General features: G+C 69.3%; 13 protein-coding genes and 1 pseudogene. 9 read left to right on the forward strand and 5 right to left on the reverse strand.

The window, feature by feature from the left end; translation table 11 throughout:
• Nucleotides 1-224 precede the first annotated feature (224 nt).
• Nucleotides 225-2,594 (forward strand): amino acid permease, encoded by a 2,370-nt coding sequence (locus AMR74_RS00350; protein WP_053770101.1) that lies wholly within the window; start codon nt 225-227, stop codon nt 2,592-2,594.
• Between the two features lie 37 nt (nt 2,595-2,631).
• Here AMR74_RS00350 and AMR74_RS00355 read toward each other — a convergent pair whose 3' ends face one another.
• A complete protein-coding gene (locus AMR74_RS00355) occupies nt 2,632-2,868 on the reverse strand; it encodes an HVO_0649 family zinc finger protein (RefSeq protein WP_053770102.1) in 237 nt (78 codons plus the stop codon).
• A gap of 162 nt (nt 2,869-3,030) precedes the next feature.
• Here AMR74_RS00355 and AMR74_RS00360 point away from each other — a divergent pair, with 162 nt between their 5' ends.
• Entirely contained in the window at nt 3,031-3,798 is a 768-nt protein-coding gene (locus tag AMR74_RS00360; protein ID WP_053770103.1) for an Lrp/AsnC family transcriptional regulator, read from the forward strand.
• A gap of 72 nt (nt 3,799-3,870) precedes the next feature.
• On the opposite strand, the gene AMR74_RS00365 is transcribed toward AMR74_RS00360, so the two are convergent.
• Nucleotides 3,871-4,806 carry an NAD-dependent epimerase/dehydratase family protein gene (locus tag AMR74_RS00365; protein ID WP_053770104.1) on the reverse strand — a complete coding sequence of 312 codons (936 nt, stop codon included), beginning with the start codon at nt 4,804-4,806 and terminating at the stop codon, nt 3,871-3,873.
• A 92-nt stretch (nt 4,807-4,898) separates the two neighbouring features.
• A complete protein-coding gene (locus AMR74_RS00370; RefSeq protein WP_053770105.1) occupies nt 4,899-5,339 on the reverse strand; it encodes a DUF302 domain-containing protein in 441 nt (146 codons plus the stop codon).
• A 162-nt stretch (nt 5,340-5,501) separates the two neighbouring features.
• On the opposite strand from AMR74_RS00370, the gene AMR74_RS00375 reads away from it, so the two are divergent.
• From AMR74_RS00375 to AMR74_RS00395, 6 genes and pseudogenes are all read left to right on the forward strand, one after another.
• On the forward strand, nt 5,502-5,924 hold the full coding sequence (locus tag AMR74_RS00375; RefSeq protein ID WP_053770106.1) for a MarR family transcriptional regulator: 423 nt from the start codon (nt 5,502-5,504) through the stop codon (nt 5,922-5,924).
• Nucleotides 5,925-6,003: 79 nt separating this feature from the next.
• Nucleotides 6,004-7,287 (forward strand): M20 family metallopeptidase, encoded by a 1,284-nt coding sequence (locus AMR74_RS00380; RefSeq protein WP_053770107.1) that lies wholly within the window; start codon nt 6,004-6,006, stop codon nt 7,285-7,287.
• A gap of 6 nt (nt 7,288-7,293) precedes the next feature.
• Nucleotides 7,294-7,437: pseudogene (locus AMR74_RS17035) on the forward strand (class I SAM-dependent methyltransferase); the annotation flags it as partial.
• Nucleotides 7,438-7,563: 126 nt separating this feature from the next.
• Nucleotides 7,564-7,800: a sulfurtransferase TusA family protein gene (locus AMR74_RS00385; protein WP_053770963.1), complete on the forward strand. Its 237-nt coding sequence runs from the start codon at nt 7,564-7,566 to the stop codon at nt 7,798-7,800.
• Nucleotides 7,797-8,942 carry an NAD(P)/FAD-dependent oxidoreductase gene (locus AMR74_RS00390; RefSeq protein ID WP_053770108.1) on the forward strand — a complete coding sequence of 382 codons (1,146 nt, stop codon included), beginning with the start codon at nt 7,797-7,799 and terminating at the stop codon, nt 8,940-8,942. The genes AMR74_RS00385 and AMR74_RS00390 overlap by 4 nt, the downstream gene beginning before the upstream one ends.
• Before the next feature lie 2 nt (nt 8,943-8,944).
• Nucleotides 8,945-9,574, forward strand: coding sequence for a DUF1641 domain-containing protein (locus AMR74_RS00395; RefSeq protein ID WP_053770109.1), 630 nt, complete (start codon nt 8,945-8,947; stop codon nt 9,572-9,574).
• A 145-nt stretch (nt 9,575-9,719) separates the two neighbouring features.
• Here AMR74_RS00395 and AMR74_RS00400 read toward each other — a convergent pair whose 3' ends face one another.
• Entirely contained in the window at nt 9,720-10,307 is a 588-nt protein-coding gene (locus tag AMR74_RS00400) for a DsrE/DsrF/DrsH-like family protein (RefSeq protein WP_053770110.1), read from the reverse strand.
• Nucleotides 10,308-10,309: 2 nt separating this feature from the next.
• Complete coding sequence (locus AMR74_RS00405; protein WP_053770111.1) at nt 10,310-10,555, reverse strand: sulfurtransferase TusA family protein; 246 nt, start codon at nt 10,553-10,555, stop codon at nt 10,310-10,312.
• A 247-nt stretch (nt 10,556-10,802) separates the two neighbouring features.
• Here AMR74_RS00405 and AMR74_RS00410 point away from each other — a divergent pair, with 247 nt between their 5' ends.
• Nucleotides 10,803-11,996, forward strand: a complete 1,194-nt coding sequence (locus AMR74_RS00410; protein ID WP_053770112.1) for an MBL fold metallo-hydrolase — start codon at nt 10,803-10,805, stop codon at nt 11,994-11,996.
• The last annotated feature ends 6 nt before the right edge of the window (nt 11,997-12,002 follow it).

A 12,002-nucleotide genomic window follows, 5' to 3' on the forward strand; every position in this document is an offset into this window, starting at 1 on the left:
GACGGAGGGCCCTCGGGTCCGCCGCGGCGCGCGCCGCCGACCCGTTTTCGAATCGATAATTTCCGCTCCGACTGGACCACTCATGGGCAAATCGTACCGGGAGATATTTTGTCTCCGGGGTTCAGACCAGGAGGTAACCATGTTCTACGGCATAGCGGCGAGACCACGGCACGACGCGATCGGTCGACGCGGACAACTGGTACGCCGGACGCTCCTTCGCACCGATGGTTGAGCACACCCGGACGCTGGACTTCAAGATCGCGTTCGCCATCGGCCTGGGGACGATGATCGCCGCCGGCATCTTCTCGCTCTCCGGCACCGCCGTCGCGGCGATCGGCTCCAGCGCCGTCATCGCGTTCGTCATCGCGGCCGTCATCGCCGGGATCACCGCCGCCGGGTACTCGGAGTTCGCCTCGATCTACTCCGAGAACGGCGGGGGGTACCTGTTCTCCTCGCGGACCTTCGAGAACGACACGCTCGTCTACGCCATCGGCGCGATGCTCTTCCTCGGCTACACCGGGACGACGGCGTTCTACCTCGCGACGATGGACGAGTGGTTCTTCAGGTTCGTGCTCCCGGAGGCGTTCCACGTCCTCCCGCACGGGACGACGGGAGTGCTCGCCGCGCTGCTCCTCGGGACGCTGAACGCCCGGGGGACAGAGGAGAGCGGGATGTTCCAACTGTTCGTGACGGGGGCGAAGGTGGCCGTCCTGCTGGCGTTCATCGGCGGCGCGTTCTCGTTCCGCGGCCCGTCGACGGCGGTCGGCACCTTCGCGACGGGCTTCACGACGGACGTGGTGGGGATCGTGTCGATCGCCGCGCTGGCGTTCATCACGTTCTTCGGCTTCTCCGCCATCGCCGCCAGCGCCGGCGAGATCATCGAGCCGAAGCGGACCGTCCCGCGGGCCATCGCCGCGTCGATTGTCACGGTCACCGTCCTGTACGCGCTGGTGATCGTCGCGATGGTCAACTCGCCGGTCCCCGCGGAGGTCATCGCCCGCGAGGGCGAGACCGCGATGGGCGAGGTCGCCGCCGGCTTCCTCGGCCCCGTCGGGCGGTCGCTCATCGTCGCCGGCGCCATCTTCAGCATGGTCAGCGCGTCGAACGCCTCGATACTCGCCGCCAGCGGGATCGGCTCGCTGATGGGCCGTCAGGGGCAGGCCCCCCGACCCTTCTCGCGGATCCATCCGGAGTACAACACGCCGTTCTGGAGCATCGCCACCGCGACCGGCACCATCGTCTTCCTGATCGTCGCGTTCATCATGTTGTTCCCGGCGGAGGGCGGCGTCCTCCCGTTCCAGATCAGCGTTCCCCTGCCCGTGGTCGGCTCCCTCGCGATCACGGAGCTGGGACTGACGACGCTGACCGGGTTCGCGACGCTGAACCTCCTGTTGCCGCTCTCGATCGTCAACCTCGCGCTCATCTACTCGCGGCGGCGCTACCCGGACATCGAGCGCGGGTTCCGGGTGCCCGGAGTCCCCCTCGTCCCGATCGCGGGCGTCCTCGCGAACCTCGGGCTGATCTACAACCTCCCGCTGAAGGGCGTCCTCGTCGGCGTCGTCCTCGTCGGGGCGCTGCTGGTCGCGTACCTGTCGTGGGGCGGGGCGCCGGCCGTCGACGAGCTGTTCGAGAAGGTGGTCGAGCCGGAGCCGGCCGCCGAGGAGACGGCCGGTGGCGCGGACACCGAGGCGACCGACGAAGACCGATACCGAGTGCTCGTCGCGGTCGCCCGCCCGGACAGGGCGGCGCGATACATCAGGCTCGCCGATACCCTGGGGAAGCTCCAGCACGACACGCCCCACATCCACGTGCTGAACGTCACGCAGATACCGGAGCAGACGCCGTCGGAGGTCGTCCGGGAGACCGCGGAGAGCCGCGTGACCCGGATCGAGGAGCTGCTCGCGGGCGAGGACCTCGACGCGGACTACACGGTCGAGGGCCACATCTGTCAGGACGTGGCGTTCGACATCCTCCAGACCGCCCGCGAGGGCGACGTCGACCAGATCCTGATGGGGTATCCCGAGGAGCACACCGACGTGGCCGAGACGATCGAGTACAAGGCGCCCTGCGGCGTGATGTTCGTGCGCGGGTTCACCGACGAGACGGACGCCTCGGTCGTCAACGTCGGCGCGGGCGGCGGCCCGCACCACAAGGCGCTGCTGCCGATGGTCGAGCGGCTCGGGCGCGACGGCGCGGAGCTCCACGTGGTCAGCGTCAATCCCGACGGCGGCGGGGGACGCGCGGAGTCGGCGGACGCGACCGTCGCCGGCCTCTCCGACGCCCCTGAGGTACAGATCCACAACGTCCAGGCGGCGACCGTCGCGGAGGGGTTAGTCGAGACGGCCGCCGAGAACGGCGGGATCCTCGTGATCGGCGCGACCCGGACCCGCAGGCTCAGGCGCTGGGTGTTCGGGAGCACGCCCGACCGCGTGATCGACCTCGCGGACGGGGCGGGCGTCCCGGTCATCGTCTACGCGGGCGACCGCGGCGTCCAGGGGCCGATCGAGGACTACCTCTACCCCGTCTACCGCTCGCTGACCGGTCGACAGCGGACCGAAGCGCCCGCCGACGGGACGTCGACCGAGGGCAACTGACCGCGTCGGCGCGGACCCTCCGGGGACGGTCGCCGGCTCACTGCCGCTTTTCGACGTGTTCCAGGGCCGTCTCGCGGTCCGAAAGCTCCAGCGTGTGTTCCCGTTCCGCGCCGCACCGGGGACAGGCGTGCGTGTACACGATGTCCGCCCCGTCGGCCTCGGCGTCCCACGCGCCGTCTTCGTCCTCGAACCCGCACGCCGGGCAGACGAGCTCCTCGTGGTCGTAGTGCTCTTTGAGCCGTTCGAACGGGGAGCGGCTGCGATCCGACGCCATACGCGACGTTTTGGTTTTTGAACCACAAAAATTACTTCGTTTGAGTACGGTATACGTATTTGAGATGTTTCGAATCCGCGTTTCTCGAAACCCCCCTCGGGCACGGGGCGTCGTCGTGTGAGGGGCAAAACGTCTTTGGCCGGATAGCCAGTAGCTGGGGCCATGACCTACCGCCCCGACGAGATCGACCGTCGGATCCTCTACTACCTGGGGATGAACGCGAGGGACACGTCCGCGCCGATGATCGCCGAGGAGGTGGACGTCACTCCGGCGACGGTCCGCAACCGCATCAACCGACTGGAGGAGCAGGGAGTCATCCGGGGGTACCACGCCGACATCGACTACGAGAACTCGAACGGGAAGGTGACGACGCAGTTCACCTGTACGGCCCCCGTGAGCAAGCGGTCGGCGCTCGCCAACGAGGCGCTGTCGACCCCGGGGGTGACCCAGGTCCGAGAGCTCCTCGCCGGGCAGGAGAACCTCGTGGTCACCGCCGTCGGCGAGGACACGACGGACATCAACCGCATCGCGCAGCAGCTCTCCTCGGCCGGGGTGACCATCGAGCGCGAGGACATCGTCCTCGACGAGACGTTCCAGCCGTACCACGAGTTCGCCCCGGAGGAGGACCGGGCCCCGTCGGCGGTGACCGACTTCCAGACCGTCGTCGGCGGCGGGGAGGTCGTGGAGTTCACCGTCTCGGAGAGCGCCGACGTGGCCGGGCTCTCGCTTGAGACCGCCAACCAGCGGGGGCTGTTGTCCGACGAGGTGCTGGTCGTGGGGATCGAGCGCGACGGCGACCACATCGCGCCGAACGGCGACACGCGGATCAAGCCGGGCGACCTCGTCTCGGTGTTCTCGCCCGAGGCGCTCCCGGAGCGGCTCGTCGACGCGTTCGACGGCGACCCCCGACCGGCGAACGAGCGGGCGTGACCAGGCGGGGCCGTCTCGTCGCCCGGGGCGACGGCCGGAGCCGCGACCGGCTCCGCAGCGGTCGACCGCTCCCTACTCGACTATCTCGTCGATGAGTTCCCGGGCGCTCCGCCGGACCGCCTCGTCGCTCTCGATCGACGGCTCCCAGCCCAGGGCGGACAGCTTCTCGATCGACAGCCGCATCTTCGGCACGTCCCCGGTCCAGCCGCGGTCGCCGCCCGTGTAGCTGTACGCGGGGTCGACGCCCAGTTCCTCGCTGACGACGTCGGCGATCCGGGTCACCGAGGTGGTCGTCCGCGTCCCGAGGTTGTAGACGTTCAGGTCGTCGGCGGCGTGTTCGACGACGTGCTGGATGGCGTCGACGCACTCGGTGACGTGCATGTACGACTTCTCCTGGCGGCCGTCGCCGAGGATCTCCAGTTCGGTCGGGTCGTCGTCGAGCTTCTGGACGAAGTCGGGGATCACGTTGCCGCGCTGGCGCGGGCCGACGATGTTCGCGAACCGGAACACCCACGACTGGATCCCGTAGGAGTGCGCGAACGTCGAGATCAGCGCCTCGTCCGCGAGCTTCGCGGAACCGTACATCGAGATCGGTTCGAGGGGGGCGTAGTCCTCGGGCGTCGGCCGCGGCGCCTCGCCGTACACGGTCGACGAGGAGGTGAACGCGAACCGGTCGACGCCGACCTCGCGCATCCGTTCCAAGACGTTGTACGTCATCGCGGTGTTCTCCTCGAACAGCGCGCGGTCGTCGTCGTAGTTCGTGTCGGTGTACGCCGCGAAGTGGAAGACCGCGTCGAGGTCGGCGGAGACCGCGCGGGCGACGGCGTCGGGGTCCGTCACGTCCGCCTCGACGAACTCGGCGCCGTCGGGGACGCGGTCGCGGGTCCCCTTCGAGAGGTCGTCGGCGACGCGGACGGTCGCGCCGCGGTCGAGCAGGGCGGCCGCGAGGTGGCTCCCGACGAGCCCGGCGCCCCCGGTGACGAGGACGCGCGAATCGGCGAGGTTCATACGGGGTCGTCGTCGGTCGCGAATAAGTAGGTGTGGAATCGGAACGGAGGACGGGCGCGAGGCGGGCAGGGCGGGGCGAGAGCGACGCGACCTTACAGGTTCGCGAACGCCTCGTCGACGATCTCGCCGGTGTCGGCGACGATGTCCGCCATCTCGTCGTCGTCCGGCGCCATGCCCACGAGTCGAGCGATGCGCATGATGGAGACGTGGTAGACGCGCTGCGTGCCGGGCTCCTCCTCCCACACGACCACGTTACAGGCCATCAGCGCGCCCAGCTTGTTGTCCGTCGCGTCGAGGGCGCGGTCGGCGACCTCGGGGTTACACGCGCCCAGCACGTAGTAGGGGTCGCGACCCGCGTCGATCTTCTCGTTGAGCATCTCGGACGGCGAGAACTCGACGGGGATGCCGAAGCCGGCGTCGGTGAACACGTCGCGGACGTGTTCGATCGCCTCCTCGTGGTCCATTTCGAGGGTCGTCTGTTGCTCGCCGATGTCGTCCGGGTCGATCTGGGTCGGGTCGATCGGAAGCGTCATTCGTGTATCGTCTTGGGCCAACGTAGCAAATACCCTTTGGATAGGACGCCGAGAATCCGAGCGACACGCCGACCGAAGCGCGTCTGTGTCAACGCGGGAGAGATAGTCTTGTGCTGTTCGGGAACATCTTTAACCACCTCCGCCGCCCTATAGCCCGGTACGATGACCGCGTCAGTGCGCGAGGACCTCGAACGTGACATGGAGTGGCCGGACGTGCTGGAGTGTATCCACGGGCTCAACGACCGGGACCGGGCAGTCTTCCGGGCGCTCCAGCGGGCGGACGAGGGGCTCACCGTCGACGACGTGGCGGACCGGCTCGGCTGCGAGCGGTCGACGGCGCACCGGTCGATCTCGCGACTGGTCGAGGTCGACCTCGTCGTCCGGCGACAGGTGAACTACGACCACGGCGGCTACTACTACGTGTACCGGCCGCGGGCGCCGGAGGCGATCGCCCGCGAGATGCGGCGGCTCCTCAACAGCTGGTACGCGACCGTCGGCCGGCTCGTTCAGGAGTTCGAGGACCGGTACGGTCAGGAACCGGACGGGAGCGAGGACCGGACAGCGCAGCCCGATCCCGAGGCGTGAGCTGGCGACCCCCTCCCGCCGCAGCATATTGTGCAATATGTACAAAACAGCTAAATCGCCGGGCACCGAACCGGACGGTATGGCCGAAGACACGAGCGCGTCGCGGTCGGCGCCCGCCGGCGACGCCCCCGCCGAGTACGTGCGGGCCAACCGGGAGGCGCTGGTCTCGCTGGCCCTCGACCTGCTCGCCGTCGACACGTCGAACCCGCCCGGCGACACGCGGGAGATCGCCGCCGCCGTCGAGCGGTTCCTCGACCCGCTCCCGGTCGAGGTCGAGCGGGTCGCCGTCGACCCGGCGAAGCCGAACCTGCTCGTGCGGGTCCCCGGCGACGCCGACCGCACGCTCCTGTACAACGGGCACCTCGACACGGTGCCGTTCGACGCCGACGCGTGGACGCGCGACCCGCTCGGCGAGCGCGCCGACGGCCGGGTCTACGGCCGGGGGGCGACCGACATGAAGGGCGCCGTGGCGTCGCTGCTGTTCGCGCTCCGGGCCTTCGCCGCGACTGATACCGAGCCGCCCGTCGACCTCCTGTTCGCCCTCGTGAGCGACGAGGAGGTGGGCGGCGACGCCGGCCTCCCGGCGCTGCTCGACGCCGGTGTGCTCGACGCGGAGGCGTGCGTGATCGGCGAGCCGACCTGCGAGGCGGGGCGTCACTCCGTCACGGTCGCCGACCGGGGCAGCATCTGGTTGACGCTCGAAGCGGCGGGCGAGGCGGCGCACGGCTCCCGCCCGGCCCTCGGCGTCAACGCCGTCGACCGGCTCTACGCCGCCGTGGAGCGGATCCGAGATCGGTTCGGCACCGAGCGGCTGGCGATCGGCGCCGAGATGGAGCCGATCGTCGAGGAGTCGGTCGCGTACTACGCCCCGTCGATGGGCGAGGCGGCCGCCCGGGAACTGTTCCGGTACCCGTCGATCAACCTCGGCGTCTTCGAGGGCGGCGACGCGGTGAACGCCGTCCCGGGCTCCGCGCGCGCCGAGGTCGACGTGCGGCTCACCGCGGGCGTCCACACGCCCGACGTGCTCGCCGGGATCCGGGAGTGCGTCGCCGACTGCGAGGGGATCACGATCGCCGACGTCTCCTGGAGCGTCGGCACCGCCGAAGACCCCGAGGGCCCGCTCGTCGAGGCCGTCGCGTCGACGGCCGCGGGCGTCACCGGGGACCGCGTCTTCAGGCGGAGCGCGACGGGCGGCGGCGACGCCAAGAAGCTCCGGAACGCCGGGATATCGACGGTCGAGTTCTCGCTCGGGACCGACACCGCGCACGCGCCCGACGAGTACGTCCCGGTCGACGCGCTCGTCGACAACGCGGTCGTCTACGCCCGGCTCCCGGCGGCGTGGCGGGCTCGAACCGATGAGTAGCCGCCGGGGGCCGAGCCCCGCGGACCGCCGACGGCGGTGCGGATGTCCCCCGAGGAGACGGCGGCGGCCGTCCGCAGCGCCGCGCCGTTCGAGTGCGACCGGCGAGCCGATCTGCCGCCGTACCACTACGCGCTGGTGTTCGATCGGTAGCCGCACGGCCACCGCCGTCGCGACCGTCACCGTTCGGCGCTGACCGGTCGATGGAATTTTTAGAATTGTGGAATGCTCGCACAAGACTAATAGGCCGCCCGCGAAACTGTGGGGTGTGAGACCGCCATGACCGACATCGAACCCCAAGAGACCGTCGACGCCAGAGGCGCAGCGTGCCCCGGCCCCCTGATGGACCTCATCGGTGCGATCCGGAGCGCCGAGTCGGGTGACGTCGTCCGGCTGCTGAGCGACAGCGACGGGTCGCTCACCGACGTCCCCGAGTGGGCCGAGGAGGCCGGCAACGAACTGCTCGCCGTCGAAGAGCTCGACGACCACAACGCGTTCTACGTGGAGAAAGCATGACCGAACGCATCGTCATCCTCGGCGGCGGGACCGGCGGCTCCGTGCTCGCCAACGACCTCGCCGGCCGGCTCGGTCCGGAGATCGACGCGGGCGACGTCGAGGTCACCCTGATCAACGACGGCCCCGACCACGTCTACAAGCCCGTCTGGCTGTACGTCCCGTTCGGTAAGCGCGAACCGGCGGACGGTCGCCGCGCACTCGACGAGCTGATCGACGACGCGGTCGACCTCCGGATCGGCCGCGTGTCGGAGATCGACACGGATTCGCGGGAGCTCCGGTTCGACGGGACCGCGCCGACGGTGGAGTACGACCACCTCGTGTTGGCGACCGGGTCGACGCTGAAACCCGAGCACATCCCCGGGCTCGCCGAGGGCGGGCACGACTACTACAGCGAGTCGGGCGCGACCGCCCTGCGCGACGAGCTGCTGGAGTTCACCGAGGGCGAGATCGTGTTGAGCGTCGTCGGGACGCCCCACATGTGTCCCGCGGCGCCGCTGGAGTTCGTGTTCATGGTCGACGACTGGTTCCGCGAGCGCGGTCTGCGCGAGGACGTCGGGATCACCTACACGTACCCGATCCAGCGCGTCCACGGGAACCCCCACATCGCCGAGTGGGCCCGCCCCATCATGGAGGATCGGGACATCGCCGTGGAGACGTTCTTCAACGCGGAGTCGGTCGACCCCGAGGCGGAGACGATCACGTCGATGGAGGGGACCGAGCTCGACTACGACCTCCTCGTGTCGATCCCGCCCCACGGCGGCGTCGACCTGATCGAGGAGGCCGGGCTCGGCGACGACGGTTGGGTCGACGTCGACAAGCACACCCTGGAGGCCGAGGCCGCGGAGAACGTGTACGCGCTCGGCGACACCGCGGACACCGGCGTCCCGAACGCGGGCAGCGTGGCGCACTACCAGGCCGGCGTCGTCGGACAGCGCCTCGCCAGCGAGGTCCGCGGACGCCCGGCCACGGCGACGTACGACGGGAAGACGCTGTGCTTCATCGAGACGGGGATGGACGCGGCCTCGTTCGTCGAGTTCGACTACGAGCGCCCGCCGTCGCCCGCGCCGCCGTCGGAGAAGCTCCACTGGTCGAAGCTGGCGTACAACGAGTCCTACTGGCTCACTGCGCGGGGGCTGCTCTGACCATGTCCGAGACGGAAGCACCCGAGTCGGCCGACCTCGAGGCGGCGATCGCGGAGAACCCGGAGGCGGTCGCCGCGTTCGTGGAGCGGCTCGACGCCGTCAACGAGCTGCTGGACGTGCTCTCCTTGGGCGAGAGCGCGCTCTCCGACGAGATGGTCCGCGAGCTCTCGGCCACGGGGTCGACGCTCGCGGAGTCCGCCGACGGTCTGGCGACCGACGAGACCGTGGCGCTGGCCGAGGCGGTCGGCGAGAACGGCGACGACCTGCGAGCGGCGCTCGACACGCTGCTCGAGCTCCAACGGAGCGGCACGCTCGACGAGCTGGCCGAGATCGCAGAGGTCGGCTCGCTCGCGACCGCGGCCCTCGACGACGAGATGGTCGCGTCGCTGGCCGGCACCGGCGCCGCGCTCGGCGAGGTGGCGCAGACCGCGGCCGACGACGACACCCGCGACGGCGTCGAGACCCTGCTGAAGGGCGTCGGCGAGGCGGAGCGCGAGCCGCCGGAGCGGGTCGGCGCCGTCGGGCTGCTCCGCGGCGTGCGCGACCCGGAGGTCCAGTACGGGCTCGGCTACCTGCTCGCGGTGGCGAGCGCGATCGGTCGCGAGCGCGCCGGCCGCGAGCGGAGTGAGTGAGCCCGCGGACCGGCGCGTCCGCCGGTCCGCGGCGCGACGGGGCGAATCCGGTCGCTACCGGTTCGCGTCCGGAGAGACGGTGTCGGGGGCAGCCGCCGCCGGTGGCGGACGGGGAAAACAGAACCGAACGGTCGCTTCGCGGCGCTCAGACGAGGAGCTGGATGTCCGCCTCGGCCATGTCCTGAATGGCGGTCGCGGCGCCGACGCCGGTAGTGACGCCGTCGTAGAAGTCGTCCTCGTCGTAGTCCATCAGCTCGATGGTCATCTGACAGGCCTGGAACTCCACGCCCATCTCCAGACTCGTCTCGAGGAGCTCCTCGATCGTGGCGGTGTCGTTGTCCGTGATCCGCTTTTCCATCATCTTCGTCGTCACGCGGTCCATGCCGGGGAGCGCGGCGACGGCGTTGGGGACGGGCATGTTGGGGTTCCCGACGGAGCTGAGCTGGAGGTTCTTCGACCGCTCCTCGTGGAGCATGTCGAGCCCCCAGAAGGTGGTGAAGACGGTCACCTCGTAGCCGAACGCGGCCGCGGTGCTGGCGAGGATGAGCGGCGGGTACGCCATGTCGAGCGTCCCCTTAGTGGCGATGATGCTCATCTTCTTGGTGTCGTCGTCGGCGGTGGCCTCGGCGAGCGCGTCCTCGAGCTCGTCGACGCGCGCGGCCAGCTCCGCGCGGGAGGGCGCGTCCTCGGTCGGCGCGTCGTCGCCCGGGGTCTCGGATGTGTCCGTGCTCATCGTCACGCCGTCTTGCGGACGTAGTGTTTGTACACGTCGTCGCCCTCCGTCTGCTCGAGGAGTTCGACCCCCGCGGTGCCGTCGGCCCACCCGTCGATGTCGCTCATGCTGCCGGGGTCGGTCGCGATCACTTCGAGGACCTCGCCCTCCGCGAGGCCGTCGACGGCGGACTTGGTCTTCACCACTGGCATGGGGCACGATGCGCCTTTCACGTCGAGCGTCTCCGCGATGTCGAATTCAGCACTCATTGTGTGTCTGCTCCGGTGTCTGTATTGGAGCTAGCGCACAATACCCCCCGATGAAGTAAAACTGTGTCGGTTCTTGGGAATTCTACTAACTACTGTATAACATGAAACCGGTTTAGACGGTTTACAAGGGTAATGACGGTAGACCTGCCCGCGTATATCTGGATCCGTCGGGAGGTAGTATTGCTCAGAAAAGGAAATACTATGAAAATACTTTTGTGCGTCGGCCCGGTATGAACGACTGCGAAACATGAATGCCGACGACTTCCCGACTCCGGACGTCGACGTCGACTCCGTCGCTCCGGAATCGCTCAAGGACCGAATCGACGCCGGCGAGGACGTCACGATCCTCGACACGCGCATGCAGTCCGACTACGAGGAGTGGCGTATCGACGGCGAGAACGTCACGTCGATCAACGTCCCGTACTTCGAGTTCCTCGAAGACGAGATCGACGACGACGTCCTCGACCGGATCCCCGACGACCGCGAGGTGACCGTCCTCTGTGCGAAGGGCGGCGCCAGCGAGTACGTCGCGGGCACGCTCGCGGAGCGCGGCTACGACGTCGACCACCTCGAAGACGGGATGAACGGCTGGGCGAGCATTTACGAGGCCGTCGAGGTCGAGCGGTACGACGGCGCCGGCACGCTCCTCCAGTACCAGCGTCCCTCCTCGGGCTGTCTCGGCTACCTCCTCTACGACGACGGCGAGGCCGCGATCATCGACCCGCTGCGGGCGTTCACCGACCGCTACCTCGACGACGCCGACGAGCTCGGCGTGGAACTGAACTACGCCATCGACACGCACATCCACGCCGACCACATCTCGGGCGTGCGCGACCTCGACGCCGAGGGCGTCGAAGGCGTCATCCCCGAGGCCGCGGTCGACCGCGGCGTCACGTACGCCGACGAGCTGACCACGGCCGCCGACAGCGACACGTTCGCGGTCGGTGACGCCACCGTCGAGACCGTCTACACTCCCGGCCACACGACCGGGATGACGTCGTACCTCGTCGACGAGAGCCTGCTCGCGACCGGCGACGGGCTGTTCGTCGAGAGCGTGGCCCGCCCCGACCTCGAAGAGGGCGACGAGGGCGCCCCCGACGCCGCGCGGCTGCTGTACGAGTCGCTCCAAGAGCGCGTCCTGACGCTGCCCGACGACACCCTCATCGGCGGCGCGCACTTCAGCGACGCGGCCGTCCCGGCCGACGACGGCACCTACACGGCGCCCATCGGCGAACTCGTCGAGGAGATGGACGCGCTCACGATGGACGAGGACGACTTCGTCGACCTGATCCTCTCGGACATGCCGCCGCGGCCGGCCAACTACGAGGACATCATCGCGACGAACCTCGGGCAGAACGCCGTCGACGACGACGAGGCGTTCACCCTGGAGCTCGGGCCGAACAACTGCGCCGCCAGCCAGGACTCGCTCGCGGGTGACTGACGACGC

Origin of the sequence: Halorubrum tropicale (assembly GCF_001280455.1) — an archaeon.
Taxonomy (GTDB): Archaea; Halobacteriota; Halobacteria; order Halobacteriales; family Haloferacaceae; genus Halorubrum; species Halorubrum tropicale.

Excerpts from the sequence above, each read along its gene's own strand:
- AMR74_RS00390 (WP_053770108.1), top strand. The coding sequence starts at position 7,797 with ATGACCGAACGCATCGTCATCCTCGGCGGCGGGACCGGCGGCTCCGTG.
- AMR74_RS00395 (WP_053770109.1), top strand. The coding sequence starts at position 8,945 with ATGTCCGAGACGGAAGCACCCGAGTCGGCCGACCTCGAGGCGGCGATC.
- AMR74_RS00380 (WP_053770107.1), top strand. The coding sequence starts at position 6,004 with ATGGCCGAAGACACGAGCGCGTCGCGGTCGGCGCCCGCCGGCGACGCC.
- AMR74_RS00375 (WP_053770106.1), top strand. The coding sequence starts at position 5,502 with ATGACCGCGTCAGTGCGCGAGGACCTCGAACGTGACATGGAGTGGCCG.
- AMR74_RS00405 (WP_053770111.1), bottom strand. The coding sequence starts at position 10,555 with ATGAGTGCTGAATTCGACATCGCGGAGACGCTCGACGTGAAAGGCGCA.
- AMR74_RS00385 (WP_053770963.1), top strand. The coding sequence starts at position 7,564 with ATGACCGACATCGAACCCCAAGAGACCGTCGACGCCAGAGGCGCAGCG.
- AMR74_RS00365 (WP_053770104.1), bottom strand. The coding sequence starts at position 4,806 with ATGAACCTCGCCGATTCGCGCGTCCTCGTCACCGGGGGCGCCGGGCTC.
- AMR74_RS00400 (WP_053770110.1), bottom strand. The coding sequence starts at position 10,307 with ATGAGCACGGACACATCCGAGACCCCGGGCGACGACGCGCCGACCGAG.
- AMR74_RS00350 (WP_053770101.1), top strand. The coding sequence starts at position 225 with ATGGTTGAGCACACCCGGACGCTGGACTTCAAGATCGCGTTCGCCATC.
- AMR74_RS00370 (WP_053770105.1), bottom strand. The coding sequence starts at position 5,339 with ATGACGCTTCCGATCGACCCGACCCAGATCGACCCGGACGACATCGGC.
- AMR74_RS00360 (WP_053770103.1), top strand. The coding sequence starts at position 3,031 with ATGACCTACCGCCCCGACGAGATCGACCGTCGGATCCTCTACTACCTG.
- AMR74_RS00410 (WP_053770112.1), top strand. The coding sequence starts at position 10,803 with ATGAATGCCGACGACTTCCCGACTCCGGACGTCGACGTCGACTCCGTC.
- AMR74_RS00355 (WP_053770102.1), bottom strand. The coding sequence starts at position 2,868 with ATGGCGTCGGATCGCAGCCGCTCCCCGTTCGAACGGCTCAAAGAGCAC.